The organism is Adlercreutzia rubneri (assembly GCF_009755265.1).
GTDB classification, from domain to species: Bacteria; Actinomycetota; Coriobacteriia; order Coriobacteriales; family Eggerthellaceae; genus Adlercreutzia; species Adlercreutzia rubneri.
Window position 1 is genome coordinate 141,911 of the sequence record NZ_WPOO01000004.1, and the last position, 24,569, is coordinate 166,479.

Annotated in this window: 24 protein-coding genes; 6 read left to right on the forward strand and 18 right to left on the reverse strand. The window is 61.4% G+C overall.

The window, feature by feature from the left end; translation table 11 throughout:
• Positions 1-5 precede the first annotated feature (5 nt).
• The 4 genes from GO707_RS03930 to dnaK form a co-directional block, all read right to left on the reverse strand.
• A complete protein-coding gene (locus GO707_RS03930) occupies positions 6-383 on the reverse strand; it encodes a heat shock protein transcriptional repressor HspR (protein ID WP_114538594.1) in 378 nt (125 codons plus the stop codon).
• Positions 374-1,324 carry a DnaJ C-terminal domain-containing protein gene (locus GO707_RS03935; RefSeq protein WP_022738233.1) on the reverse strand — a complete coding sequence of 317 codons (951 nt, stop codon included), beginning with the start codon at positions 1,322-1,324 and terminating at the stop codon, positions 374-376. The genes GO707_RS03930 and GO707_RS03935 overlap by 10 nt, the downstream gene beginning before the upstream one ends.
• Positions 1,325-1,411: 87 nt before the next feature.
• Positions 1,412-2,095 (reverse strand): nucleotide exchange factor GrpE, encoded by a 684-nt coding sequence (locus GO707_RS03940; RefSeq protein WP_114538593.1) that lies wholly within the window; start codon positions 2,093-2,095, stop codon positions 1,412-1,414.
• A gap of 5 nt (positions 2,096-2,100) precedes the next feature.
• Entirely contained in the window at positions 2,101-4,005 is a 1,905-nt protein-coding gene (gene dnaK / locus GO707_RS03945) for a molecular chaperone DnaK (protein ID WP_114538592.1), read from the reverse strand.
• A gap of 400 nt (positions 4,006-4,405) precedes the next feature.
• On the opposite strand from dnaK, the gene GO707_RS03950 reads away from it, so the two are divergent.
• Entirely contained in the window at positions 4,406-5,854 is a 1,449-nt protein-coding gene (locus GO707_RS03950; RefSeq protein WP_114538591.1) for an ATP-binding protein, read from the forward strand.
• Between the two features lie 149 nt (positions 5,855-6,003).
• Here GO707_RS03950 and GO707_RS03955 read toward each other — a convergent pair whose 3' ends face one another.
• The 6 genes from GO707_RS03955 to GO707_RS03980 all read right to left on the reverse strand — a co-directional run bounded on the left by GO707_RS03955 (position 6,004) and on the right by GO707_RS03980 (position 11,004).
• Complete coding sequence (locus GO707_RS03955; protein WP_181869617.1) at positions 6,004-7,935, reverse strand: hypothetical protein; 1,932 nt, start codon at positions 7,933-7,935, stop codon at positions 6,004-6,006.
• Between the two features lie 300 nt (positions 7,936-8,235).
• Complete coding sequence (locus tag GO707_RS03960; protein ID WP_114538589.1) at positions 8,236-8,733, reverse strand: hypothetical protein; 498 nt, start codon at positions 8,731-8,733, stop codon at positions 8,236-8,238.
• A 214-nt stretch (positions 8,734-8,947) separates the two neighbouring features.
• Positions 8,948-9,136, reverse strand: a complete 189-nt coding sequence (locus GO707_RS03965; RefSeq protein WP_022738207.1) for a 4Fe-4S binding protein — start codon at positions 9,134-9,136, stop codon at positions 8,948-8,950.
• Positions 9,137-9,289: 153 nt separating this feature from the next.
• Complete coding sequence (hypE, locus tag GO707_RS03970) at positions 9,290-10,315, reverse strand: hydrogenase expression/formation protein HypE (protein WP_114538588.1); 1,026 nt, start codon at positions 10,313-10,315, stop codon at positions 9,290-9,292.
• Complete coding sequence (gene nikR, locus GO707_RS03975) at positions 10,315-10,737, reverse strand: nickel-responsive transcriptional regulator NikR (RefSeq protein WP_022738200.1); 423 nt, start codon at positions 10,735-10,737, stop codon at positions 10,315-10,317. The genes hypE and nikR overlap by 1 nt, the downstream gene beginning before the upstream one ends.
• 12 nt (positions 10,738-10,749) lie before the next feature.
• Positions 10,750-11,004 carry a dynein gamma chain protein gene (locus tag GO707_RS03980; RefSeq protein WP_114538587.1) on the reverse strand — a complete coding sequence of 85 codons (255 nt, stop codon included), beginning with the start codon at positions 11,002-11,004 and terminating at the stop codon, positions 10,750-10,752.
• A gap of 86 nt (positions 11,005-11,090) precedes the next feature.
• Here GO707_RS03980 and GO707_RS03985 point away from each other — a divergent pair, with 86 nt between their 5' ends.
• Positions 11,091-11,534 carry a hypothetical protein gene (locus tag GO707_RS03985; protein WP_147272649.1) on the forward strand — a complete coding sequence of 148 codons (444 nt, stop codon included), beginning with the start codon at positions 11,091-11,093 and terminating at the stop codon, positions 11,532-11,534.
• A 141-nt stretch (positions 11,535-11,675) separates the two neighbouring features.
• Here GO707_RS03985 and GO707_RS03990 read toward each other — a convergent pair whose 3' ends face one another.
• Positions 11,676-13,088 (reverse strand): phosphohexomutase domain-containing protein, encoded by a 1,413-nt coding sequence (locus GO707_RS03990; protein ID WP_157012183.1) that lies wholly within the window; start codon positions 13,086-13,088, stop codon positions 11,676-11,678.
• A 314-nt stretch (positions 13,089-13,402) separates the two neighbouring features.
• Between GO707_RS03990 and galE the strand changes: the two genes are divergently transcribed.
• Entirely contained in the window at positions 13,403-14,620 is a 1,218-nt protein-coding gene (gene galE / locus GO707_RS03995) for a UDP-glucose 4-epimerase GalE (protein WP_114538584.1), read from the forward strand.
• A 273-nt stretch (positions 14,621-14,893) separates the two neighbouring features.
• Here the strand turns inward: galE and GO707_RS04000 are convergent, their stop codons facing one another.
• Together GO707_RS04000 and GO707_RS04005 are read right to left on the reverse strand one after the other, a co-directional pair.
• A complete protein-coding gene (locus GO707_RS04000) occupies positions 14,894-15,352 on the reverse strand; it encodes a VanZ family protein (RefSeq protein WP_227069931.1) in 459 nt (152 codons plus the stop codon).
• Between the two features lie 5 nt (positions 15,353-15,357).
• Positions 15,358-16,044 (reverse strand): HAD family hydrolase, encoded by a 687-nt coding sequence (locus tag GO707_RS04005; protein WP_114538583.1) that lies wholly within the window; start codon positions 16,042-16,044, stop codon positions 15,358-15,360.
• 123 nt (positions 16,045-16,167) lie between these two features.
• Between GO707_RS04005 and GO707_RS04010 the strand changes: the two genes are divergently transcribed.
• Positions 16,168-16,947, forward strand: a complete 780-nt coding sequence (locus GO707_RS04010) for an SDR family NAD(P)-dependent oxidoreductase (protein WP_114538582.1) — start codon at positions 16,168-16,170, stop codon at positions 16,945-16,947.
• A gap of 24 nt (positions 16,948-16,971) precedes the next feature.
• A complete protein-coding gene (locus GO707_RS04015) occupies positions 16,972-18,429 on the forward strand; it encodes an aldehyde dehydrogenase family protein (RefSeq protein WP_114538581.1) in 1,458 nt (485 codons plus the stop codon).
• Between the two features lie 110 nt (positions 18,430-18,539).
• Here the strand turns inward: GO707_RS04015 and GO707_RS04020 are convergent, their stop codons facing one another.
• Positions 18,540-19,388 carry a PD-(D/E)XK nuclease family transposase gene (locus GO707_RS04020; protein ID WP_114538580.1) on the reverse strand — a complete coding sequence of 283 codons (849 nt, stop codon included), beginning with the start codon at positions 19,386-19,388 and terminating at the stop codon, positions 18,540-18,542.
• 297 nt (positions 19,389-19,685) lie between these two features.
• On the opposite strand from GO707_RS04020, the gene GO707_RS04025 reads away from it, so the two are divergent.
• Complete coding sequence (locus GO707_RS04025) at positions 19,686-20,243, forward strand: methylated-DNA--[protein]-cysteine S-methyltransferase (protein WP_114538579.1); 558 nt, start codon at positions 19,686-19,688, stop codon at positions 20,241-20,243.
• Positions 20,244-20,322: 79 nt separating this feature from the next.
• On the opposite strand, the gene GO707_RS04030 is transcribed toward GO707_RS04025, so the two are convergent.
• From GO707_RS04030 to GO707_RS04040, 4 genes are all read right to left on the reverse strand, one after another.
• The gene (locus GO707_RS04030; RefSeq protein WP_198161004.1) at positions 20,323-21,060 is read right to left on the reverse strand and encodes a nitroreductase family protein; all 738 of its coding nucleotides are present in this window, start codon (positions 21,058-21,060) and stop codon (positions 20,323-20,325) included.
• 504 nt (positions 21,061-21,564) lie between these two features.
• Positions 21,565-21,705, reverse strand: a complete 141-nt coding sequence (locus GO707_RS12855; RefSeq protein ID WP_367891183.1) for a Trm112 family protein — start codon at positions 21,703-21,705, stop codon at positions 21,565-21,567.
• A gap of 47 nt (positions 21,706-21,752) precedes the next feature.
• Positions 21,753-22,577, reverse strand: coding sequence for a DUF4428 domain-containing protein (locus GO707_RS04035; protein ID WP_114538577.1), 825 nt, complete (start codon positions 22,575-22,577; stop codon positions 21,753-21,755).
• A gap of 266 nt (positions 22,578-22,843) precedes the next feature.
• Positions 22,844-24,442 carry a helix-turn-helix transcriptional regulator gene (locus tag GO707_RS04040; RefSeq protein ID WP_157012184.1) on the reverse strand — a complete coding sequence of 533 codons (1,599 nt, stop codon included), beginning with the start codon at positions 24,440-24,442 and terminating at the stop codon, positions 22,844-22,846.
• Between the last annotated feature and the right edge of the window lie 127 nt (positions 24,443-24,569).

Consider the following 24,569-nt stretch of genomic DNA (forward strand, 5'->3'; position numbering starts at 1 on the left):
CTCCTTTATGGTAAACGCCTCGTCGGCGTTACGCGGACGATGGCGCCGACGGGGGTGCGGGTTTCCAATTCGCGAACGCGATCGGCGAGGCGGCGCACCCGCGCGTGCAGGTCTTCCACTTCTTCCTCGCGCTCATCCAGCCGGCTCTGCAGATCAAGGATGCGCGTGACACCGGCGAGGTTGATGCCCTCGCTCGTCAGCTCGTTGATCAGGTTGAGCCGATCGATATCGGCCTGGGAGTACATGCGCGTGTTGCCACTGGTTCGCCGCGGCGTGACCAGACCTTTCTGCTCGTAGGAGCGCAGGGTCTGCGGGTGCACGCCCGCCAGTTCCGCGGCAATGCTGATCATGTACAGCGGCCGGTTCTTGTCATCTAGGCCCATGGGCGCTTCTCCTCTCCCGTCGCGGCGAGGAAGTCCTCCATGGCCTTTTTCTGCTCGTCGTTCATGTCCGTGGGCACTTCAACGTGAATCTGAATCTTCAAGTTGCCGAACTGCCCCTTGTTCTTCAGATCGGGCGCTCCTTTGCCTTTAATGGTGAGCACCTTGCCGTCTTGCGTGCCAGCGGGCACCTTCACCTTGATCTTTTTGCCGTCGGGCGTGGGCACCACGATGGAAGCACCGAGCGCTGCCTCCGCCACATTGATCGGCAAATCAACCGTCACGTCGGCCTTATCGCGACCGAAGTAGGGATGCGCGTCAATCTTAGTGGTGATGAGCAAGTCGCCCGCCGCACCACCGTTTTCGCCAGGAGCTCCCTGGCCCTTCAGGCGCACGCGGCCGCCATCGACAGCACCGGCGGGCACCTTCACCGTGTGGGTGTCGGACTCGCTCTTGCCGGGAATGCGCACGGTGATGCGCTTCTCCGTGCCGTTGAACGCTTCGTCGAACGTCACGTTCAACGTCACGTTCATATCCTGGCCGCGACGGGGCTGAGGCTGGCCGCCAAAACCGCCGCCGAAGTCCCAGTTGCCCCCAAACGCACCTTCACCGTGGCGAATGCTCTCCAGAATGTCGGCCCAACTGCCGCCGAAGCCGCCGGCCCCACCGCCACCGAAGATATCCTCGACGTTAAAGCCTTGGCCACCGCCCCATCCCTGGGGGATCTGGTTCTCGTTCGCCGTGCCGTACTGGTCGTAAAGCGCGCGCTTCTTCTCGTCGCTTAAGACTTCGTAGGCCTCGTTCAGCTCTTTGAACTTGGCCTCGTCGCCGCCGGCATCGGGATGATGCTTGCGAGCGAGCTTGCGAAACGCCTTCTTTATCTCATCGGCCGTGGCGGTGCGCGGAACGCCTAGCGTTTTGTAATAATCGGGCGTAGACGCCATTCGTTCCACCTCCATTACCTTAGTTAGTTACTTAGAATTGCTCTTTCAAGCACGAGGGCGGCCAAGCTGCGGCCGCCCTCGTTCGTCTTACTCTTCTTCGGGCTTTTCCCTCTTGGGGCCGCCCGTGGTGATCGTCACCATGGCAGGCCTGATGACCTTAGTGCCCATTTTGTATCCGGGCTGGTAAACCTGGGCCACTGTTTCATCGGGAACGCTCGGATCGTCCACCGTACCCACGGCCTGGCACTCAAGGGCGTCGAATGCCTCACCGGCGGGGCTGATCACGACCAGGCCTCCCTTGGCCAGCGTATCGGACAGCTTGGTCTGCACGGCCTTTACGCCGCCGAGCAAGCCGGTCTCGCCGTTGGTCTCGGCGTAGTCCACCGTGCGGGCGAAGTCGTCGAGCACCGGGATAAGGCTCTCCATGAGCTTCTCCGTGGCGCGGACCTTCTCGGCCTCGCGCTGCTCGGTCATGCGCCGGCGGTAGGTATCCCACTCGGCGTGCAGGCGCACGTACTTGTCCTGCCAATCGGCGGCCTCGGCCTTGGCGGCGGCCAGCTCCTCGGATTCCTCGATCGCGCTCGCCACCGCTTCAGCGGCGGCCTGCTCGAGCTCGGCATCCAGCTCACCGGCCTCGTTGGCCTCGATCACCTCGGCGTCGGCAACCACCTCGGCCGCGCGGGCGTCATCGGCGGAGGCGGTGGCCGCCACATCGGCGGCCATGTCCTGAGGAGTAGAAGAGGTGACCTGGTCCTTCTCGGGCTCAGTCATCGTTCTTACTTCCCTTCGTTCTCGTCATCGACGACCTCGTAGTCGGCCTCGATGGTGTCATCGGCCGGAGCCGTCTCGGCAGCGGCGGCCTGGGCGCCGGCGGCCGCACCCTCGGTGGAGTACACGACCTCGGCGAGCTTGTAGCCGGCCTGCTGGATCTTCTCGGTGGCCGCCTTGATAGCGTCGACGTCGGTGCCCTCAAGAGCGCTCTTGGTTTCGGCGATGGCCTCCTCGGCCTGGGCCTTGGCGTCGGCCGGCACCTTGTCGCCCAGCTCGTCCAGCGTCTGCTGGGTGGCGTTCACCAGAGCGTCGGCGTTGTTGCGCACCTCGGCCTCTTCCTTGCGAGCGGCGTCCTCTTCGGCGTGCTGCTCGGCGTCCTTCACCATGCGATCCACTTCGTCGTCGGACAGGGCGGTGGAGCCGGAGATGGTGATCTGCTGCTGCTTGCCGGTGCCGAGGTCCTTAGCGGACACGTTCACGATGCCGTTGGCGTCGATGTCGAAGGTAACCTCGATCTGCGGCACGCCACGACGGGCAGCCGGAATGCCGGTCAGCTGGAAGCGGCCCAGCGTCTTGTTGCCCGCGGCCATCTCGCGCTCGCCCTGCAGGACGTGCACCTCGACGGAGGTCTGGTTGTCGGCCGCTGTGGAGTAGATTTCGGTCTTGCGGGTCGGGATGGTGGTGTTGCGCTCGATCATCTTGGTCATCACGCCGCCCATGGTCTCAACGCCGAGGGACAGCGGGGTGACGTCGAGCAGCAGGATGCCCTGCACGTCGCCGGCGAGCACGCCGCCCTGAACAGCGGCGCCCATGGCCACGACCTCGTCCGGGTTCACGGACATGTTCGGGGCCTTGCCGGTCAGCTGCTTCACGAGCTCCTGCACGGCCGGCATACGGGTGGAGCCGCCGACGAGAATGACCTCGTCAACTTCGCCCATCTTCAGGCCAGCGTCCTTCAGCGCCTGCTCCACCGGCTTCTTGCAGCGGTCGAGCAGATCCTTGGTGATGCGCTCGAACTCGGCGCGGGTCAGCGTGTAGTCAAGATGCTTCGGGCCGGAGGCGTCGGCGGTGATGAAGGGCAGATTGATGTTGGTCTGCGTGGTGGAGGACAGCTCCATCTTCGCCTTCTCGGCCGCTTCCTTCAGACGCTGCAGGGCCATGGGGTCCTTACGCAAATCGATGCCGTTCTCGGCCTGGAACTTGTCGGCCATCCAGTCGATGATGCGCTGATCCCAGTCGTCGCCGCCCAGGTGGTTGTCGCCAGCGGTGGAGGCCACCTCGAACACGCCGTCGCCGAGCTCCAGCACGGACACGTCGAAGGTGCCGCCGCCCAGGTCGAAGACGAGGATCTTCTCGTCATGGTCGACCTTGTCGAGGCCGTAAGCGAGCGCCGCAGCGGTCGGCTCGTTGATGATGCGCAGGACCTCCAGACCGGCGATCTTACCGGCGTCCTTGGTGGCCTGACGCTGAGCGTCGTTAAAGTAAGCCGGCACGGTGATGACAGCCTGGGTGATGGGCTGGCCCACCTGCTTCTCCGCATCGGTCTTCAGCTTCTGAAGCACCATGGCGGAAATCTCCTCGGGAGTGTAGTCCTTGCCGTCGATATCGATGACCGCGCGGCCGTCCTTGCCCTTCTGGACCTTGTAGCTGACGGTCTTCTGCTCTTCGGGAGTCTCGTCGTAGGAGCGGCCGATGAAGCGCTTCACGGAAGAGACGGTGTTCTCAGGATTGGTGACCGCCTGGTTCTTCGCGGCCTTGCCGACGACGCGCTCGCCGTCCTTGCGGAAGCCCTCCACAGACGGGGTGGTGCGATCGCCCTCGGCGTTCACCAGAATTTCGGGCTCGGAGCCCTCCATGACGGCCATGGCGGAGTTCGTCGTGCCCAAGTCGATGCCAAGAATCTTAGCCATTGTGTACTGCCTCGCTTTCACAGTTTCACGTATAGATGAATGATGTTGAGATGCACTATAAAACCTTAGTCTGGTGCTGTCAAGTTTTCTCAACAACATTCAGTGAGACAAGCTCACTTCCCAGCACAATACGCGCCGAAATATGGTGCAGACACGACACGAAGCTTCTGTTGCCAAACTAAAACAATGCTGTTATCAGGGGGAATTCAAAGAAATTGAGCGCGTGCCTCTTCACTTTCCTAAGCGCCTCTCGTGAAGCGATATATGAACGATTTATGTCTATGAGTCGATCGCTCATTGCAAAACGAGCCCGGCATTCCCTTCTTCTCGCTGTCGAACAGAGAGCAGCTGTTTATATATAATGTAATGCGACGGTACTGCCAGGGTAAGAGAGGCCATTATGCTCCCATCCGAATCTTCGCTTCCTATCGCGCGCCGGGCCACTTGGCGTGACACGGAATGCCTCGAGCTGGTCTGCGGCATCGCCAACGCCGGTGGAGGTCGCCTCATTCTGGATGCCGACGTAGACAGCCGCGGCGCCGTGAAGCGACGCACAAGCCGCCTCATGAAAACCATTCCCGGGCTTATCGCGCAATCGCTCAACCTCACCTGCGCGGTGGAATTGGTGCTCGACAGCGGTCGTTTCTGTTTGGAGGTGGTTATTCCGCCGGCCAACGACCCTATCAGCTTCCGCGGTATTTTCTTCTTCTATAAAGATGGCGAGAACCACATCCTTGACGACGAGGCGCTCGATCGGCTCATGCAGCGCGATATGGAGGCCGACGTCAAGTGGGAGCAGCGTCCCGTGGTGCAGGCCAGCTTGGACGATTTGAACATGGGCCTCGTCACGCGCTTCACCGGCGCGGCCCGCGATACCGACCTCACGGTCGACCTTGACGAGGCCTCGGCCATCGAGCAGACGCTGCGCCATGCGGGCCTCATGACCGGCGTCGGCACCCCCACCAATGCCGGCATCCTTTTGCTGCATAACCGGCCGCACCAGTACATCCCCGGCGCCACGGTGCGCATCGGGTTTTTTGGAAGTCACGGCGGCACGCCCATCTACGAGGACGAGGTCTTCGGTTCCCTCATCGAGCAAGTGCACTCAACCGTCGAGCTGCTCTTTGAGAAGTACCTACCGGAAGAGGAGCCGGCCCCGCACGGCACCTACCGTCTCGGCACCGCCGGTGGCCATGGTCGACCGCCTCGGGATGCGGTGCACGAAGCCGTGCTGAACGCGCTCGCCCACAAGAACTACGACAGCGGCGCCCCCGTGCAGGTGAGCGTGTTCACCGACCGCCTCTGCATCGACAACGTGGGCCGACCGCCCCGCACCTGGACCGTGGGCGCGCTCCTCGGACGCCACACATCGCGGCCCAACAACCCCAATCTCGTGGCGGCCCTGCGCTCGCTCGGCATCATCGACGGCTGGGGCAACGGGGTCTCGCGCATCCGCATGAGCTGCATGGAAGCCGGCACGCCCGAGCCCATCTTCGAACTACGCGACGACGAGACTATGGTGTGCTTCCCCATGGATTCAGACAGCCTTTTGACCGCCTCGATAACGCACGCGAACGCCATCAACGCCGCGCCCGTGGCCCGACCCGACCTGCCCGAGGTGCAGCAAACGGCGCGAGCCCGGGCGACCCAGCAGGACACGAGCCTCACGCTGAATGACGAGAAAGTGCTCGCCATGCTCGATATCGACGGACGCCTTACCGCACCGCGCATCGCCAAGAACCTCAACATCAGCGAGAGCACCGTGCGCCGCAGCTTCCGCCGACTGCGCGATTTGGGGCTCATCGCCCGCGTCGGCTCCGACAAGTCGGGGTTCTGGCAGGTTCAATAGCCCGTCGCACCCTTCTTCGAACTTGCTCAACCAGATCTGAAAACAAGACTGCCCGCACGTCCTGATCCGTGCGGGCAGTCCATGGAGTTGGCCGCCGGTCGCGCGTCCTGATCCGTGCGACTCGTCGGCCTCTGCGGCCGCTTGCGCCCTTAGGCCTTATGGGCGACTCGGGCCGCGCGAGTATCTTCGGCTCCCGTCGTAACCGTGCTGGTAAGCGAGTTGTTGAAGTCGTCAATCCTGCGGGCGTAACCGAGGCGGTTCGCCACTACCACGGCAGCGTAGCCCACCGTGAGCAGAACGCCAATGAGCATCACCCAGTGCACCCAGCAGTGGGGCTCGTCGAAGGCGCCCAGAGCCGTGGCGTCGTCCTCGATGACCTCGCCGCCGACACGCGTCACCGCGGGCTCCTCGTTATCGAAGGAGACGCTTGCGGCCATGGGGACGTCCTCGTCGAGAATGATGCCCGCCACAGCCCCGAACTGCTCGGCCACGGCAGCAGCGCGCTGGCTTCCGACCATCGTCGTCACCACGCCGGCAATGGCATCAGCCGGAGTCGTGGCCCCCGCCGGCATGCCCGCGCCCAGGCTCGAACGCGGCGGCAGAAGCGGGTTGCGCGGCGGCACCACCGTAGAGCCGGCCGGGCCGATGGTGAAGGTACCGGGAACAACCTGCACGTCATAATTGTTGCGGATCTCGTTGCCATTGGCATCCTTGCTGAGGGGCAGCACCGTGCCATTGAGCAGGGCGCTGTGCCCATCATAGCCCGAGGGCAACGACACGGCGCCCGACCCGAGGAACGTAGCGCCGCTCATGTCGCTGCCAGCCGCCACCGCGGCACCGCCGTTCAAACCATTTTCGGAGGGCGGCAGGAAGTAGAAGTAGGCAAGCTGAGGGCCTTCGGCGTCTTCGGTCAGAGCCGGACGCACCGTAACGTTGATCGTAACCTCGCCGCAGCGCACCACCGCGTCTCCCGGAGCGATCGCTGTCACCTTGCCTGTGGTGGCAACCTCGGCCACAGCCGAGTTTTCGGAAGTCCACGTGCCGCCAGAAGCGGCAAAACGGTGCAGATCGCGAACCTCGCCCACATACAGGGTGAGCTGATGCTCGTTATCCGAGTCATCGACGGGCTTGTTCGCGGCGGGCTCGGACAGCGCAGGCTGCTCGGGAGCGTCCACGTCAGCGTCAGCGCCTGTACCGGTATCGCCGTTATCGGTGCCGGGCACGTCGCCTTCTTTGCCGAAACCGTTGCCGTTTTCGGCGTTGTCGCCGTCGCCTTCACCGGTGTTCTCATCCGAAATTACGGACTGCTCAGGATTGGTCGGGTCGGCAGGCCCGCTCGGCTTGTCGCCCCCATCGTCACTGGGCGTCGGCATGGCGAACGCAAAGGGAGCATTGAGCACATCAGTGGAGAACGTGAGAGCGTTGGGATTGATATCGCCCTGAGTCGTAAGGGGCTTTTCCAACGTTATTTCAGTGACCGTGTCGGGACCATCAATGCGATACGCCTTCATTTCGCCCGCAAACATGCCATTCCACGTCACGGTAACGCGGTAGCCCATGTCAGAAAGCGTGAGCGGGTCGCCTGCCTCGTCAACAAGGCCGAGGCGGTAGATGCGGTACAGCCCGTATCCCTCTTCCAGAGCCTTCTCCATGGCGGTCTTGCCTTCGTCGTTTACCGCCACATCAACCGTCAGCCGCGCTCCTTCGGGAAGCGCACCCGCAGCGGTCAGCTCCACCGTCACATCATCGGTGTCGACGGTCAGGACGGCCGCATTGTTTTGCAGGCCATCGGACGTCGGAGAATCGAGGGGGCCGTCGTCTTTCTGGGCGGGCGTCTCGCTGGCGCCATCATTCGTCGGCGTCGAAACGCTCTCGGACGCCTTCTCCGGAGCATTTTCAGGCGGCGTTGGCTCCGTCGTCTTCTCGCCCACTTCACCATCGAAGCCTTCGACGGCCAGCGCCGCATCGGCAAACACCGAGACGTTCAGAAACGAGAGCGCCATAAGCAGAGAGAGCGCGACCGCCACGATCTTTCCCTCGAGGCAGTTACGCGCGTCGGCGAATCGCTGTATTGTGTTCATTTCCACCAACTTCTCCTTAACCCCGGCGGCTTTTTCGCCGCCTTGCATCCTCACATTTCAGGCTGTGAGTGCGATACCGAAAACACCGGCGATACGCATAATGCAGAGTGATTTCAATATCGATGAGAATTCTACGCAGCTTTAAAGAGGAAGTCGCTTTTGCGGTAAGTTGATAGGATATTGATAGGGTAATGACATTGCATTTGATATGAATTTGTCATTCTTCTGTTCTGAAATGGAAATGACAGGCAAGAAAAAGCGGCCGAAGCCGCCATAAGGAAAGTCCTTCAGAGAAATTTGCTAAACGGCGCCGCGAACCAGAGAGGCCAATTCATTGCGATCATGGAACTCCCTGGGGCGATCGGGGCGTGAAACCTCCACGACATCGCCCTCCCAGGTGGCTCCCGCATCGCCGAACTTCGAGGAATGCACGATGCGCTGGAAGCGCACTCGTGAGTTGGCAGGCAGCTCGGCTAATTCGAACCCATAGGTAAGGTTCGAGAGAATCGCCTGCAACGCGTCGACCACCTCATCATCGGGGCTCAGACGCACCACTCCCATCTCGCTGTTGTAGAGCAGCCCCGGCGCAACGAAGATTGTGCGGATCCGTTCCTGACGCTTCTTTTCGGCCCAGTGAATGGCAACGCAGGCAGCGACAATAACGACCCACCAGACAACCGTCACCACGATATCGAGAGGGTTGTCCACGAGATCGAACTGCAACGCATGCCAAATCCAGAGGAAGGCAACGGAAGCCAGCAGAAGCACAGCGGCTATGATCCAGTTGCTCTTTCGCATACGACGTGACTCCTGAATGTTGCTTCTCGTGGGGCAACTCATTTTCATTTCGCCAATTTTACCCCTTTAAGGTACGACAGGCTACCTCATTTTGCGTGTTCATTTACTCAATTCGCAAGAAAGCCCGCTGCAGCAGCAACGGGCTTTCAATGGATTTCGATAAAAGAGACTCCGGAAGACTCCGCGTTCAATCGCACTTACCGAAAATTGAGAGTTAGTCCTCGACGATCTCCGGGATAGCACCCATGGGGCACTCCTCGACGCAGTCGCCACAAGCGATGCAAGCTTCCTCGTTCACGGCGTCGGCAACGCCATTGACGACCTCGAGCACTTCCTGGGGGCACGCGTCAACGCAGATGCCGCAGCCGATGCACTCGTCAGCTTCAATTACGGGATGAGACATGGGAAGCTCCTTCGTTCTCGGGTGATAATCCTCGTCTATGAAGCAGGGGCTTTCCGCCCCCCGTTACTTCACTGCGCAAGATACCATGAAAGAGCCAAAGCGCAAGTAGAAATAGAAAACTTTTCAGGGGGCGGCTAAGGAGTGCGTAACGAACTAGCAAATACGGGGAAGCTGCTCGCCGACGAGCATGTCCAAGATGCGGGTGCTACCGAAAGCGGTGCGCAGGAACACCTTGGGGCCGCGGGCCGGGTCGGCCTCGGTCACGCGCCCGATAATGGCGGCGTCGTCACCATAGGGACTCTTCCGCATGGCGGCCAACGCCGCCTCAGCCTCATCGGCGGCCACCACACAGACCATCTTGCCCTCGTTGGCCACCTGCATCACGTCGTAGCCGAGCATCTCGCAGGCGCCCAGCACGGCGTCCTTCACGGGAATGGCATCCTCGTCCACGGTGATGTCGGTGCCGGACTGCTCGGCCAGCTCGTTCAGCGTCGAGGCAATGCCGCCGCGCGTGGGATCGCGGAAGCAACGGGTGTGCGGCGCCGCGGCCAGCACATCGGCGATGAGGTGGTTCAGCGGTGCCGCATCGCTTTCGATGTTCGCGGAGAAATTCAAGCCCTCCCGGCAGCTCATGATGGTGATGCCATGGTCGCCCAGGGTGCCGCTCACCAGCACTGCATCACCGGGACGAATTTGCGCGCCGCCCAAGTTCACGCCCTCGGCGAGAGCGCCCACGCCACTCGTATTAATATAGATGCCGTCGCCATGGCCCCGGTTCACCACCTTGGTGTCGCCGGTGACGAACCGTACGCCGGCCTCGCGCGCCGCCTCGGCCATGGAAGCGCAGATGCGGCGCAGGTCATCCATGGGAAAGCCCTCTTCCAGAATGAAGGCGCAGGAGAGATACAGCGGGCGGGCGCCGGAGGTGGCCACGTCGTTCACGGTGCCGCACACCGCCAAACGGCCGATGTCGCCGCCGGGAAAGAAATGCGGCGTCACCACGAAGCTGTCCGTGGAGTAGGCGATGCGCTCACCCGGCGCGAGGGCCGGCAGCACCGCCGCGTCATCGCCGCGCAGAAGCTCGTCGGTGCCGTAGGCCTCGAAGAACACCTCGTCGATGATGCGCTTCATCATGGAACCGCCGGAACCATGCCCCAGCATTACCTTCTCGTCTGCCATTACATAAACCTTCCCGTGGTGGTAAGCACCAGCTTGCCGTTCTTCACGCCCTTGGTGCCCAAAATGAGGTTGGCCACGCTTTGCACGAGGCCCGTTTCACCGCGCATGACGATAACCTCCAAGCACATATGCTCGTCCACATGTACGTGCATCGTGGAGATGATGGTGTCGAAGTAGTCGTGCTGAATGGTGTGCAGCTTCTCCTGCAGATCGTTGGAGTGGTGGTCGTAAATAATGGTGAGCGTGCCCATGACAAGGCCCCCAGGCGTTGCGCACTCTTCTTCCACGAGGGCGTCGCGCACCAAATCGCGCACCACTTCGCTGCGGTTCTTCGCCAGGCCGCGGCGAGCCACCAGCTGGTCGAACTCCATGAGCAGCCCCTCGGGCATGGCCACGGAGAAACGAACAAGGTCGTTGCTCATCGGTCGCGCCGCCTAGACGCGGGCGACGGTGAAGCCGGCGGCATCCTTCGCGTCATCTTCCATGGCCTCTTTGGCCTCGTCAAGTGCGGCGCGCACCTCGTCGAGCAGGCGCATCACGTCATGCAGCTTTTCCCCCACCGTGGCAAACCCGGCGTCGGAGGCCAAATGCCCCAGATCGTGCGCATGGCGGCGCTCGAGCTTAATGTGGTCGTCGATCTGGTCGATCATCATTTCCAGCTGGCCGGTGTTGACTCCATTGGTGCACATGGGCGCCTCCTTGGAATTTGCTACTATATACAGGAATGTTTTATCGCGAGTGCGAGCGCAGCGCAAGAGGGAGTGTGATTTCTTCCGTGAAAAGTAACATTTTTGAGGTAACGGGCGAATCGGTGCTCATGCTGTACGGCAGCCACCTGACCGGCGCGCCAACCTCCACGCTGCTCGTGCTGAGCGAGACCCCTTTGGGCGACGCAGCCTTGGAGGCCCTAGAGAAATCGGCGGTGAGCTTGGAGTTCGGCACTGCCCCTCTGGCGCAGGTGGTCGTGGAAACCGCCGAGGGCAAGCTGGGCGCGGAAGACGTGCGAACCATCGTGGAAGGCCTCGACCCCGTGGCGCTTGTGGCCTGCGACGCCTTCGCCGCCGAGGCGCTTTCGGCCGCCTACCGCACACCGGTGACCCTGGATGCCGACAATCGCCTGATGGGCCGCACCGCCGCCATCTTCCAAGACTTCGAAGGCATGATGAACACCCCCGCCGACAAACAACGCGCCTGGGCGCTCCTGAAGAAGCTGCGGTAGAGAGACCTTCTGAATAGCGAAACTCCAATTTCACTATTTTTTCGCTATTTTGGTTGTTTTACAAACAGTGCTTCAAAAGTCGGGCGGCCGCCAGGGCACAGTGGCTCTGGCGGCCTTTCGGGCGCGTTGTGCCGAGACGGCCTACAGGCTCGTGACCACCGTTTCGGCAGCGTCCAGAAGCTCGTTTACCTCGTCGGTGGTGGCCGCCTCGGCGTAGATCCGCACGAGCGGCTCGGTGCCGGAGGGGCGCATCATCACCCAGGCGTCGCCTTCCAAAAGCAGCTTCACGCCATCGCGACGATCCACGTCCAGCACGCGCTTGCCGGCAATCTCGTCGGCCGTGTACGTGGGCACGGTTTCGGCGCGGAAGCGGGCCATCTGATCGTCGGTGACAGAAAGGCCGCGGCGAGCGAACTCCAAGCGGCCGATATCGGCGAGCATCTCGTCGATGATCGTGCCCAAGTCCTTCCCCGACTGGGCCATGCATTCCGTGAGCAAAAGCGCCATGAGCAGGCCGTCGCGTTCCTTCACGTGATCGGGAAGCCCGATGCCGCCGGACTCCTCGCCGCCGATCATGACGCCGCCCTTTTCCATCTCGCCGTAGATCCACTTGAAGCCGACGGGCGTACTGACGAGCTCCAGCCCCAGCTTGCGGCACATGCGGTCGAGCATGGCCGACGCCGTCACCGTGGACACCACGCGGCCCGTCTCGCCGCGGTCGACCATGTGCTTCGTGAGCAGCGTGATGATGCGGTGAGCGTTCACGTAGTTGCCGCGCGAGTCGCCAGCGGCAATGCGGTCGGCGTCGCCATCGTTGATGAACAGGGCATCGTAGCCCAGCTCGCCCACTTTCGCGAGGCCTTCATCGACCCAAGGCTGAATGGGCTCGGGATGCAGCCCGGCAAAGGTGGGGTCCTCCGTGTTGTGGATTTCCACGACCTCCACGCCCATGTCGCGCAGAAGGCCAGCCAGATAGTGGCGGCCGGCGCCGTAAAGCGGATCGCACACCACGCGCAGGTTGGCGCCGCGGATGGCCTCGACGTCGACCAGCTCGCGCAGGGCGGCCAGGTAGTCGGTCATGAGGTCGGCCGTTTGGAAGGGGCCGAGAATGTCCGTCGGCTCGGGCGGCAGCACGGCTTCGACGCGGTCGGTGAACTCGGCGGGGCTCGCGCCGCCGTCGGCCATGCGCAGCTTCACGCCCAGATACTCGGCGGGGTTATGGGAGCTCGTGAGCATGATGCCGCCCACCGCGTCGTCGTTATGGGCCACCGACCAGCACAGCGTGGGCGTGGGGCAATAGTCCTCGGTGAGCAGCACGTTGAAGCCCTCGCCTGCGGCCACCTGCGCGGCCAGCTCGGCATAGGCGTGGGCGTCCTGGCGGCAATCATGGCCGACGATGAGCGTACCCGGGGCTTGCGGATCGCGGCCAGCGGCCACGGCCTCCTCCTTGAAGATGCGGGCCGCCGCCGCGACGACGCGGTTCAGATTGTCGGGCGTGAAATCTTCGCCGATGATGGCGCGCCAGCCGTCGGTTCCAAAATGAATGTCAGCCATGAGCAATGCCTCCTGGGCCTTTTCTGCGAGTTTTGTTGCGAGAACGATTATAGAGGATGCGAGCCATAGAAGTCGCCTTTTCGTTGAAGGCGGCTTTCTTTGGGCGCGGGTGAGGCGGGGGCGCGAGTCGGAGGACGGTTCTCTCGACTCCTGACTTGCCCTAAGCGAGTCAGGAGAACCCCCTAACTCGCTGGCCGCCCTGACCATGCGCTTTCCATCAAATATAGCGGCAAGCCATCCCAACCTGATACCATAGCGTCATGCGATTCAAGAGCGCAAAACCTGCGTCGTCGTTTCCAAGAAAGAAGGCTCCCATGGCGAACGCCCTGCTTGCGAAAGATCCCGCCGAAACCTGCGTACTGGTGACGGGGGGTGCCGGGTTCATCGGTAGCCACACCGTGGTGGAACTGCTCGAGCGTAACTACCAGGTCGTCATCGTGGACGACCTGAGCAATTCCAGTCGCGAGGCCGTGCGGCGCGTGGGCGAAATCACCGGCGTGGCGCCCGTGTTTGCCGATCTGCCCAACGAGGAAGAGGCCGAGGCCGTCGCGGCTGTGGCCGGCGCTGCGGTACGCAAGGTTGCGCCGGGGCCCTCTCTCACCTTCTACGAGGCGAACATTCTGGACCGCGCGGCCCTGGAGACCATTTTCACCATGCACGCCGTGGACGTCATTATCCACTTCGCCGGCTTCAAAGCCGTAGGCGAGTCGGTGGCCAAGCCGCTTGAGTACTACTGGAACAACATCGCCGGCACCCTGGTTCTGTGCGAAGTTGCTCGCGAGCACGGCTGCAAGAACATCGTGTTCTCGTCGAGCGCCACCGTGTACGGCGAGCCGGAGTTCGTGCCCATCACTGAGAGTTGCCCGAAGCACGACGCCACCAACCCCTATGGCTGGACCAAATCGATGCTCGAGCAGATCCTTTCCGACCTGTACACGGGCGATAACGAGTGGAACGTCGTGCTGCTGCGCTATTTCAATCCCATCGGCGCCCACGAATCCGGTCGCATCGGCGAGGATCCCAAGGGCATTCCGAACAACCTGCTGCCCTATGTGGCTCAGGTGGCCGTAGGCAAGCTGGAGCAGGTCGGTGTGTTCGGCGACGACTACCCCACCCCTGACGGCACCGGCGTGCGCGACTACATTCACGTGGTGGACTTGGCCCGCGGCCATGTGGCGGCGCTCGATTGGATGGCCGGGCGCGTGGGTACCGGCGCGCCGATCGGCGTGGGCTCGGTGGCCGGCGAGCCGGCGGAAGACGGAACGCGCCGTGGCGTGGGCATCTTCAACCTGGGCACGGGGAAGGGCTCGTCGGTACTCGACGTGATTCACGCCTTCGAGGCTGCGTGCGGTCACGAGATTCCCTACCGCATCATGGCCCGGCGCCCCGGCGACATCGCGGAGTGCTACGCCGACGCCACGAAGGCCCGCGACGAGCTGGGCTGGACGGCCGAATACGACATGGCCCGCATGTGCGAAGACGGCTGGCGCTGGCAGTCCCAGAACCCCGACGGCTACGGGGACGCGGAATAGGCGCAGGAGCTTCTCGTGCCCATTTCTCGCAGAACTAGCGCTTTGCGAGGACAATAATTTCGACTTGTTAGAGTTTGCCAGGCGCTCAATAATAGTGCGAATTAGATGATCGTATTCGATTCGCATATTAATACATGAATTACATTATACATAGCAATTCGGTGCGTACTTGAACCTATGCACATGCCTAACAAGTCGAAATTTCCGCCCGAAATCGCCCTCCAGATCTGCCGGAGACTTTCGCTCTCTGATCCCGCCGCTTGCCTCGCCCGATCAACCCATTTGCCTCTTTGCCAACATCTTTTCAAGCGCAAGAACAGCAGTGCCAGCTCCTAATGCAGCCCCCAGCGTATCGGTGAGCCAGTCGGCGGGGTCGCACATGCGGCCGGGGACGAAGGACTGGTGGAACTCATCGGTCACGGCGTAAAGACTGGCGAGGGCGACGGCGACGAGCGCGAGCTTTCCCCATCCCAGCGCGGGCCAGGTGCGCCGCGCGGCCACAACGAGCAGCACACCGAATATCAGGTACTCGGTAAAATGAGCTGCCACATTCACGATGTCGGTATCGGGGCCGAAAACGGGGGCAGCAAGGCCCACGAGCCAACGCTTGATCGCGGCCAGCGGGCCGGTGCCGTCGAAATCGCTGCCGGTGTGGGCGGACATGAAGAAGATCACGCCCGTCCACAGGGCGACGATAACCCAGGAGAGTATGAGGTGGGCTCGCTGCGACACAGGCGCTAGACTTCCGGAGCAAGAACGAGAATCTGCTTCGGATCGCTCACGAGCAGGTCGGGTTCCCAGCCTTCGGCGGCGAAATCGGCCGGGTCATGGTAGCCCCAGTCCACACCGACCGCATAGCAGCCGGCATTGCGGGCCACGTGGATGTCGCCCGGGGAGTCGCCGATGTACACCGTGCGCGCCGGCGCGCTTCCCAGCTCTTCAATGGTGGTGAGCAGCCCTGTGGGGTCGGGCTTGCGTGGGAAGTTCTGCGGGCCGCCTTCCCCATGCTGCACATCCACAGCGTCGGGGAGACACTTGTTCATGATGAACTGCACGCCTCCATCGAACTTGTTCGACAGCACGCCCAGCTTGCAGCCGCGCCGACGCAGCTCGGCTAGCAGGGCGGGGATGCCCGGGTAGGGCTTCGTCAGGTCGTTGGGATAGGTGCCGTAGTTCTCCTTCCAGCGGGCGAGGCAGGCGTCGGCCACGTCCTGGGGCGTCCCTTCAGGAACCGCCTGGTACATGAGCGCCTTCACGCCGTTGCCCACATAGGAGTTGATCTCCTCGCGGGTGCGCGGAGGCAGGTTGAATTCGGCAAGCGCGTCGTTAGTGAGCACGACGAGGTCGTCAAGCGTATCGAGCAGCGTGCCGTCCACGTCGAACACGAACGTGTCGAAGGGCGGCGTTGGTTTTTCAGCAGCCATGAGGCTTTGGTCCTTTCGAGCTTTTATAGAGCCACATCATTGTAACGGTTGCCCGCTTCCAATGCGGAAACAGCCTTCTGACTGTTAGGTTAAACCCACGGTTGTTCAGAAAAGAGGCTTTCCATGAATCCTTCGAAACGAGTAGCCATCATCACGGGCGCGTCCTCCGGGCTGGGGCGCGAGTTCGCGCGGCAGCTAGATGCGCGGCAGGTGGCCGACGAGCTGTGGCTGGTCGCGCGCAACGAGAAGGCCCTGACAGACGTGGCCGGCGAGCTGGACACGCCCTCCCGCGCGGTAGCCGCCGACCTCACCAGCGAGGCCGACATCGCGAACATTCGCGCAACGCTTTCCGCGGAAGACCCCCGCGTCACGTTCTTGGTGAACGCGGCCGGCTTCGGCAAGTTCGGCGATTGGCAGACCATCTCCGATGCCGCGGTGGATTCCATGATCGACCTGAACTGCCGCGGGCTGGTGGATATGACTCGTGCGACGCTGCCCTATATGGAACGGGGCAGCCGCATCATCCAGGTGGCCTCCGCCGCTGCTTTCACGCCCTTGCCCCATATGAATGTGTACGCCGCCACTAAGTCATTCGTGCTGCATTACACGCGCGCCCTTCGCTGGGAGCTGCACGGCACGGGTATCACCGCCACGGCGCTGTGCCCCACCTGGGTGAAGACCGGCTTCGAGAAGGTGGCACGCACCTCCGGCGGCGGCCACGACGTGGGGCACCTCCTCGGCGAGCAGACGCCGCAGGACGTGGTGCGCCGAGCGCTTTGCGCGAACAAGGCCCATTTCGCCGTGGCCTGCGCGAGCCCTCAGTCGGCGGCGCTGCGCCTCATCGGCAAGGTCGTTCCCTCCTGCATCACCATGGCCGGCTGGAACGTGCTGCGTCGGTTGTAACTTTCCCTCGAAAGGAACCCCCTCATGAACGATACCTCTTCCACGCCTTCCGCGACCCCCATCCCCAACAACTACGGCGTTGCCACCTCCATGGCTGACGTGCAGAACCAGATCAACGAGATGGAGGCCTTCTTCGAAACCGGCGCCACCTTACCCGTGGATTTCCGCCTGCGCCAGCTGCGCCGGCTGCAAGCCTACTTGCTTGCCCACGAGCAGGAGGCCTTGGATGCCCTCCATGCCGACCTGGGAAAATCCGCCTTCGAGTCGTACGCCACTGAGCTGGGGCTCGTTTACGACGAGATTCGCCTTTACCTGAGAAAGCTGCGCCAATGGGCGCGCCCGCGGCGCGTGCCTACGCCACTTGCGCATTTCCCCTCCTCGTCCACGGTGTACCCCTACCCCTTCGGCGTGGCCGCCGTGCTCTCGCCGTGGAACTACCCGCTGCAGCTGACGCTCATTCCGCTAGTGGACGCCATCGGCGCGGGCAACTGCGTGGCCCTGAAGCCGTCGAAGACCTCGCCGCACACGTCGCAGTTTCTGCGCGATATGTGCCGCGAGCTGTTCGACCCGCGCTACGTGTACTGCTGGCACGGATCAAACGACATGAACGACTGGCTGTTGCAGGTGGAATTCGACAAGATCATGTTCACCGGCAGCCCGCGTGTGGGGCGTGAGATCATGACGGCCGCGGCCCAGAACCTGACAAGCGTCACCCTGGAGCTTGGCGGCAAGAGCCCTGTGTTCATCGCCGCCGATGCCGACATCCGTCGCGCCGCCCAGCGCATCGCCTGGGGCAAGTGCCTGAACTCGGGCCAGACCTGCGTGGGGCCCGACTACGCGCTTGTGCACGAGGACGTGGCCGACGAGTTCGTGGAAGAATTGCAGCGGTGGATTCACGAGTACTACGGCGAGGACGTGCTGGCCAGCCCCGACTACCCGCACATGATCAACCAGAAGCACTTCGACATGGTGTGCCAGCTCATCGACGATCGCCCCCAAGGCACCCGTATCGCCTTCGGCGGCCGGCGCAACCCCACGACACTGCAGATTGAACCAACCGTAGTGACGGGCGTGCGCATCGACGACCCGCTCATGAGCCAGGAGATCTTCGGCCCGGCGCTGCCCGTCATCACCTGGCGCGATGTGGACGAGGCGCTGGACATTGTGCGGTCGATCAAGCATCCACTGGCCTGCTACATCTTCTCGGAGAGCCGCACATTCCAGCGGCACATCCTGGATGCCGTGCGCTGCGGCGGGGCCGCCATCAACGACGTGGTCATTCACGCAAGCAGCAATCGGATGGACTTCGGCGGCGTGCAGAACTCCGGCATCGGCGCCTACCACGGCAAGGTGGGCTTTGACGCGTTCACCCACTACAAGTCAACCATGAAGAAATCGACCCTCATCGAGACCGGCATCCGCAACCCGCCCTTCAACGAGCAGAAGCTGCGCCTGCTGAAGCTGGTCATGCCGGGGAAATAGACCATCCCGTTCCACTCCACCCCGCCGTAGGGGCTGACCTTGGTCAGCCCTCGCAAGCGGAGCAACCGCGGGGAGCCAAACGAACCGACATCCCCCCTTAACTCAGCAAGCTAGAGGGAGTATTCCGACAAGAGAAGCCTGAGCTTTTCAGGATCTTCCAGGAGAACGAGATCCCCTTCGCGCCCATCGGCCACAAGACGGGAAACAAGGGCCGTGATGCGAGCCGTTTCCTGGGCTCGCCCTTCCGCTCGCCCTTCCTCCAAGCCTTCTTCACGGTAGAACTTCTTCGCCATACGGACGCGACGCTCAGCATTTTCCTCGACGGTACTTACGGATATCATCTCGCCCTTCACCCTCTCGTCGTTGTTTGCTTCCAAAACCAAGCGATCGATTTGCTTGACCAGCTCGTCGCCTTCCGTAACTATACCGCTTTCGATGTATTTTAAAAGCGCTCGCAAGCCCTCGTCTTCTTCTTGGGCCCATGCGCTTCCATTCAACACAAGCCATTTACACCGCATTTCCAAATGGCACTCTGGCATTTCTTCACACTGGGGCGCAACCGTATAAACGGGCAGCCCTGACCCCAAAGGATCATTCACACAAAGAAAAATTATATAGCTGAACGGCAGATCGCCGTATTCCATCCCTTTGCGCAGGAGATCGTAGTCGATGACCGACTGATAGTAGCGCAATCGGCAGCCTATATAGAATTCTGTTTGGGCCTGCATCTCCACATCGAAGGATTTCCCGCCTCCTCTCGCGTACACATCAAGCCTTACGCCATGGCCCTGCAGGCCCGGCTGAATTGAGTGTTCCTCTGCTTCGAACTCGATACGATCTACTTCGATGCCAAGAATTCTCTCCACGAGCTTTTGACACACGTCTTCTTTCGAAACGACGTAATTGAACATTCGGGCATTACTAAATGCTACGAATTCTGTTGCTTCCTGTGCTGCCATTGCTTCCTCCGTATATCGCTTTGCGGGAGGCAAGCATGCCAGATCACGACCGCATCTATGACGCAAGAATGTCGCACTTTGTTCCTCGCGCCGACCCCCATAGGGTCGCAGGCTGAAGTAAGCCCTCATCGAGACCCTCCCTCTATACAGGTACCGATTCTGCCTCTCTCCAGAGCCAGCAGCTGTCTTTCATCTTCCCCCTCCTTGGGCTTCTTCACGCGAACCGCTCATAGGCTGACTCGATAACAGGTAAAATCGCCGGAGAGTGGTTTTCATCGAAGAACCGGGAGGAAAGAAATGGCCATCAAGACGGATGCTTACTATGCTTCTTGCACGTATGATTCCCCGGTGGGGATGCTGACGCTAGCGGCCAGCGAGGAAGGGCTGAAAGGGCTTTGGCTGAACGGTCAGAAGTATTTCGCCGGTACCCTGGACAGGCCGATGACAGAAGGCGCGAACGATCATCTCGATCAGGCGTCCCACTGGTTGGACGCCTATTTCGCCGGCGAGTCTCCTGCTATCGCCGCGCTTTCCCTGGCGCCGAACGGGAGCGGCTTTCAACAGGCCGTATGGAAGCTGCTCTGCGAAATACCGTCCGGCGAGGTACGCACTTACGGTGACCTGGCAAAGGATGTGGCGACGCATTTGGGCAAAGAGTCCATGAGCGCGCAAGCCGTCGGGGGCGCAGTGGGGCGCAACCCGATAAGCATCATCGTTCCCTGCCACCGCGTAGTAGGGGCCCATGAAAGCCTGACAGGGTATGCCGGGGGCATCAATCGCAAATTGTGGCTGCTCGAGCACGAGGGCGTCGATTGCAGCGGCTTCCACATTCCCGCTCACAGCACCGCGCCCTGAGGCGAGACAAGGAAACGATAGCGAATTTCTTCTCTGGCCGTGAGTCAGGGGGGCCGGTTCTCCTGACTCCTAACGCCTACTACTCGGCCCAGCGATAGAGGGCGTTCCCGGCGCCTATCTCGAAGTGACACTGGGCGATGCCGAGATCCATCTGGGTGAACGCGCCGCGCTTGGTGGATGCGCGCACCACCGGCACGTCGTTCTCTTCGCCGTCAAGCGAGAAGGAGAACTTTTGCTGGTTTAAGGCCGTGGGAGCGAGCAGGGCCGCGTCCACCCCGCGTTTGAACCATTCCGGCGCCCCGTCGTAGCCCGGGGCCACCTCCTGGGGCGCTTTCGACCGATGCGGCACCCCCTGCGTGGCCCCATATCCGAGCGCTACCACGGCGGCCAGCTTCTGGCCCAGATCCACATTGTAAGCGCGGTTCACCACCTTGAAGGTGCCCCCGACCCAGCAGCTGTTCAGTCCGAGCGACTGGGCCAGCAGCACCAGCTGCTCGCCGTAGTAACCCAGAATGCCGTCGAGCTCCTTGCACTCAGGCCCCACAAGCGCCAGGTAGTTGCGCACATTTGTGAAGTTCACAAGCCGCGCCTTAAAGCCGGTAAAAGCCCGCGGCTCATCAAGCACAAGCTGAATGTTCAGGTTCGCTTCCTCGTTCACCCGGGCGATGGCCTCCCGCAGCGCCTCCACCGCCTCGGGCGCGAGAGGCTCGTCGGTGTAGCTGCGCACGGCATGGCGCGCCTCAATCGCCTGCATCGGCGTGAGCTGTCCGGCGGAAAAGGGAAGGAGCGCACAGGGATCAGGTTGCAGAGCGGCCATGGAAGTCCTTTCAGCGAAGTTGCCGCGCCCAGCATAGCACAAGAAAGATGAGCTCAAAAAATACAGAGGCTGAGGCCTCTCCTTTTGTCTAAATATGCACTATTTACTATATAAATCAGAGATCCCGGAAGCAGTGTAGTCGAACAAGAAGAACGGGACGTAGATCCCTTTGATCGATTGAATTCGATTCTCATCCTTGAAGCACCTCGGCAGAAACGGCCTTTTCACGTAATGCTTCTTCAGCGCAGCAACGGCCGCATCTTTCTCCAACTTGAACGGGATAACGAGATCGGGCCTGAGCGCGCCTGCAACCCTGGATCGGATCACGGTCGGATTGTCGCAGCAGGGACACGACGCGGCTATGGTCGCATGATCGCAAACGAGCTCGGCCCCGCACGAGGGGCAGCAGCATGATCGCATCTCCTGCTCTTCCGCATCGTCGAACCCCCTGTTCCCGCCAGGCTCCAAGGCGAACCGCCCTCTTTGGAACCCATGTCGGCCTTTTCAGCCGATGCCTCGGGTTCGGTGCGCACGCCATAGAGGGCCTCTATGGCGTCGGGGGCATACGAGCAACCCTGTTTCCGCATCGAATCCGAGAGGACCCGTGCAGGAAGGGCACTGGTAGTTTTTCACGCTCGAAGCCATGGCCGCCTCCGTTGATCAGTTGCCCGGTGTCCGATTCAGCGCGAAGCCTAATCGCCAAGGGCTCCGCCGCAGAACTCGCAACAGTTCGTCGTTGTGGGCGTTGTTGTCGCACCGCAATACGGGCACGCAACCGCTGCTTTGGGCGCCGCCGCCGCTGCGATTTCCTCACGTGCGCTTTGGCGGTTCTCAAGAAGGGTTGCTACTATCCTTTCGCACAGGTCGCGGTACGTACAGTACTCGACGCTGGCTTCGGGATTGAACGTCTCTGCTCCCGAAAGCGAGCCGATAACGAGGTTGATGCTGCCCGGGTTCGCAGAAACCGCAGGCCCGCGCCTCTCTTCGACTTCGACGGTTCGGCTGTTCACCTTGAAGCGCATATCGTCGAAATACGGGTTGTTGACGTAAACGGTTACATAGAAATTGTAGGAGTGGGTGAATCTCGGAGGATCGTAGCTTACGGCCTCGTTGTTCTCGTCGAAACGCGTCACCTCGTCGATGCCCTCGTCGATATCGTAAGTGCATCCCGTGATATCGGAAAGCTCGAGCACATCGGGGTTCGCTTCCGAGTAATTGCGCGCCGAGGTAACCATGAAGCGGCCTACGTATTCGTCGAGAAGAACCTTGGCGGTTTCACCGAGCGATAGCGTCGTGCGAAACGCGGCGACGTTTTCCTTGTTAGATTCGCGGTATTCAAGCTGCTCCTCGATTTGCGCGACGGTCGAGTGCCGGCGCTCATCGAACCATGGCGACAGCTTGGCTGCGCACGCCTTGCACATGTTGCCGTCCTCAAGCTTGCGGTTGCCCAAAAGACCGATTTCTCCGCCGCAGATAGCGCACTCTTTCTTCTCGAAAAGCTTCCCGAACAGTCCCATGGTTCATCCTCCCTTACCGAATGCAGCATTCAGCCACTGCGACGCCACAGAGGAAGGGCCGCCTGCATTCCTAGCCCGCTTGATAGCTGCCGCGCAGTTCTTGGCGAGCGCCGAGACGGGGTTTGAATTGCGGGGCGAGGTCAGGGCGAGAGCCCTTCCGTTGACTGCATTATGCGGGGGGAGGTCCGCGAAGTTCCATTACCTTATTGGGTATTTCAACGCGAACGCGGGAAAGTACTTAATTTGATCAGGAGCCTGACCGGCAGCTAAGCCTCCGGATTCTGCGAAACGCCCCCTTCGCCGAAGAGGGCATCGAGCTTCTTGCATCGGCGGAACAGCTCCAGATAGAGCACCAACTCTTCACGCGAGCCGACGTTCAGCTTGCGATATATGTTCGCATTGTGCTTGCGTGCGGTATGGATGCTGATGAACAGACGCTCGGCGACCTCGCTCGTTTCCAAGTTGTCGGCATAAAGCTTTACTATCTTGCGCTCCGTGGCGGTAAGCGTGGCGAAACGAGCCGAAAACTCATCGAGCAAAGAGGCGACATCGGGAGGAAGCAAGCTCGGCTTGATGCTCGCCGCTTTCGAATCCAATACTGAAACGAGCGCGTCTATTTCGGAAAAACCCGTCAGGCCGTCCCCGATGGATCCGTCCGCCTTGAGGGCGTCAACCGCATCGGATATCGGCCTTACGAATCGACGCGACAAATACCGGGACAGCATAAGCGCGACGACAAACAGGAGCGAAGAGGCGACGATGATCTTCATGCGGTCGGCGAAGGCCATCGCGCTGTAATACTCTTGGGGAACGAGGGTGATGGCGCACACGTCCTCGCCGTCTGTTGTCTGCAGGCCAAGCGGCGTGTGAAGGCCGACGAACGTGCCATTTGACGCCTCATACACGTTGAAGCCGGAGCCCTCGCGAACGTAGAGTTTTTCGGCGTCGGACAGATACGTTGATTTGAGCTCTCCGGTCATGCCCTTGGACAAGTCCGCAACGCCGTTGCTTACAGGGGCTACGGCCGTCATCACAGAGCTGTACTCGCTATCTTGCGCGGGATGGGACAGGCTGAAAAGCAAATCGTTCAATTCCAGACCGCACACCCCGCGAACCGTTCCGTTCGAAGAGCAGACAGGAGCGACGACCATGACCACGCCCTCCCAGGTGCCGGGAAGCTGCGAACGGCTTGTCCATCGGCAGCTTTCCGAAACCCTCCCGGTCGAACCGCGGAGCATCGTTTCGTATCCGGGCATAAGAGAGCTGTCGAACTCCAGCCTCCACCGATTATGGAGCTCGAGGCTGTTTTCCCGAGCGATTTGGGGCGTCCCGCGAAATAGAACGATATCTTGACCGACAACCTCGCTTACACTGAGATTCGCAAACCTGATGTACACACCGGCGCGAGAGTTTTCGGCGTTGTCGATCTGTGTGTTGACAGTGGCGTCGATGATGACGAAAGCGCCGCTGCACGGACTCGTCTCAAGCGCGGTGCGCAACACGGAGAACAACGCGCGTTCGGCGCAGGCAATGCCCTCCGGGTCGTCGTTGAGCTTGGATGTGGGATGGGTGAGCAGCTGGTGATCAAGGGCGTTCGAAGATTCCTGAGACAACGCGATGGCATGGGCGGCAAGCACGCTCGTTTGCTTTTTGACGCTTGCCACTGTGCTGGTATGATGGGCATCGAGTGCGTGACGGAGGTTGCTCTCCCTGATGGAGAACACGCCGAACAAGCTGGCGAGGACGAGCATCGCAGCAAGCAGGACGAAGATCATCGAAGCCCAATATGCGACAAGCTTGCGCCGCATGGAGACTTCCTTGCGCGTCGCATGCATAAGCTCGGTCATCTGCCGTATGCGGTTCATGCGCGACTCCCTCCTTTCGCCAACCGAGAATCCGGTTTCAATCTATGGGAATCTGACCTCCCGACAAGCAGATGCTAGGCCATCATTCCGCGATCGCATGGCTCGTAACCGGGGTCCATGCTGCCGG

Excerpts from the sequence above, each read along its gene's own strand:
- dnaK (WP_114538592.1), bottom strand. The coding sequence starts at position 4,005 with ATGGCTAAGATTCTTGGCATCGACTTGGGCACGACGAACTCCGCCATG.
- GO707_RS03960 (WP_114538589.1), bottom strand. The coding sequence starts at position 8,733 with ATGCGAAAGAGCAACTGGATCATAGCCGCTGTGCTTCTGCTGGCTTCC.
- GO707_RS04030 (WP_198161004.1), bottom strand. The coding sequence starts at position 21,060 with ATGGCCGCTCTGCAACCTGATCCCTGTGCGCTCCTTCCCTTTTCCGCC.
- GO707_RS03930 (WP_114538594.1), bottom strand. The coding sequence starts at position 383 with ATGGGCCTAGATGACAAGAACCGGCCGCTGTACATGATCAGCATTGCC.
- GO707_RS03950 (WP_114538591.1), top strand. The coding sequence starts at position 4,406 with ATGCTCCCATCCGAATCTTCGCTTCCTATCGCGCGCCGGGCCACTTGG.
- galE (WP_114538584.1), top strand. The coding sequence starts at position 13,403 with ATGGCGAACGCCCTGCTTGCGAAAGATCCCGCCGAAACCTGCGTACTG.
- GO707_RS04010 (WP_114538582.1), top strand. The coding sequence starts at position 16,168 with ATGAATCCTTCGAAACGAGTAGCCATCATCACGGGCGCGTCCTCCGGG.
- GO707_RS03935 (WP_022738233.1), bottom strand. The coding sequence starts at position 1,324 with ATGGCGTCTACGCCCGATTATTACAAAACGCTAGGCGTTCCGCGCACC.
- GO707_RS04015 (WP_114538581.1), top strand. The coding sequence starts at position 16,972 with ATGAACGATACCTCTTCCACGCCTTCCGCGACCCCCATCCCCAACAAC.
- GO707_RS03980 (WP_114538587.1), bottom strand. The coding sequence starts at position 11,004 with ATGTGCACCAATGGAGTCAACACCGGCCAGCTGGAAATGATGATCGAC.
- GO707_RS04025 (WP_114538579.1), top strand. The coding sequence starts at position 19,686 with ATGGCCATCAAGACGGATGCTTACTATGCTTCTTGCACGTATGATTCC.
- GO707_RS03965 (WP_022738207.1), bottom strand. The coding sequence starts at position 9,136 with ATGTCTCATCCCGTAATTGAAGCTGACGAGTGCATCGGCTGCGGCATC.
- GO707_RS12855 (WP_367891183.1), bottom strand. The coding sequence starts at position 21,705 with ATGGCTTCGAGCGTGAAAAACTACCAGTGCCCTTCCTGCACGGGTCCT.
- GO707_RS03940 (WP_114538593.1), bottom strand. The coding sequence starts at position 2,095 with ATGACTGAGCCCGAGAAGGACCAGGTCACCTCTTCTACTCCTCAGGAC.
- GO707_RS04040 (WP_157012184.1), bottom strand. The coding sequence starts at position 24,442 with ATGAACCGCATACGGCAGATGACCGAGCTTATGCATGCGACGCGCAAG.
- GO707_RS04005 (WP_114538583.1), bottom strand. The coding sequence starts at position 16,044 with ATGGCTGCTGAAAAACCAACGCCGCCCTTCGACACGTTCGTGTTCGAC.
- hypE (WP_114538588.1), bottom strand. The coding sequence starts at position 10,315 with ATGGCAGACGAGAAGGTAATGCTGGGGCATGGTTCCGGCGGTTCCATG.
- GO707_RS04020 (WP_114538580.1), bottom strand. The coding sequence starts at position 19,388 with ATGGCAGCACAGGAAGCAACAGAATTCGTAGCATTTAGTAATGCCCGA.
- nikR (WP_022738200.1), bottom strand. The coding sequence starts at position 10,737 with ATGAGCAACGACCTTGTTCGTTTCTCCGTGGCCATGCCCGAGGGGCTG.
- GO707_RS03955 (WP_181869617.1), bottom strand. The coding sequence starts at position 7,935 with ATGAACACAATACAGCGATTCGCCGACGCGCGTAACTGCCTCGAGGGA.
- GO707_RS04035 (WP_114538577.1), bottom strand. The coding sequence starts at position 22,577 with ATGGGACTGTTCGGGAAGCTTTTCGAGAAGAAAGAGTGCGCTATCTGC.
- GO707_RS03990 (WP_157012183.1), bottom strand. The coding sequence starts at position 13,088 with ATGGCTGACATTCATTTTGGAACCGACGGCTGGCGCGCCATCATCGGC.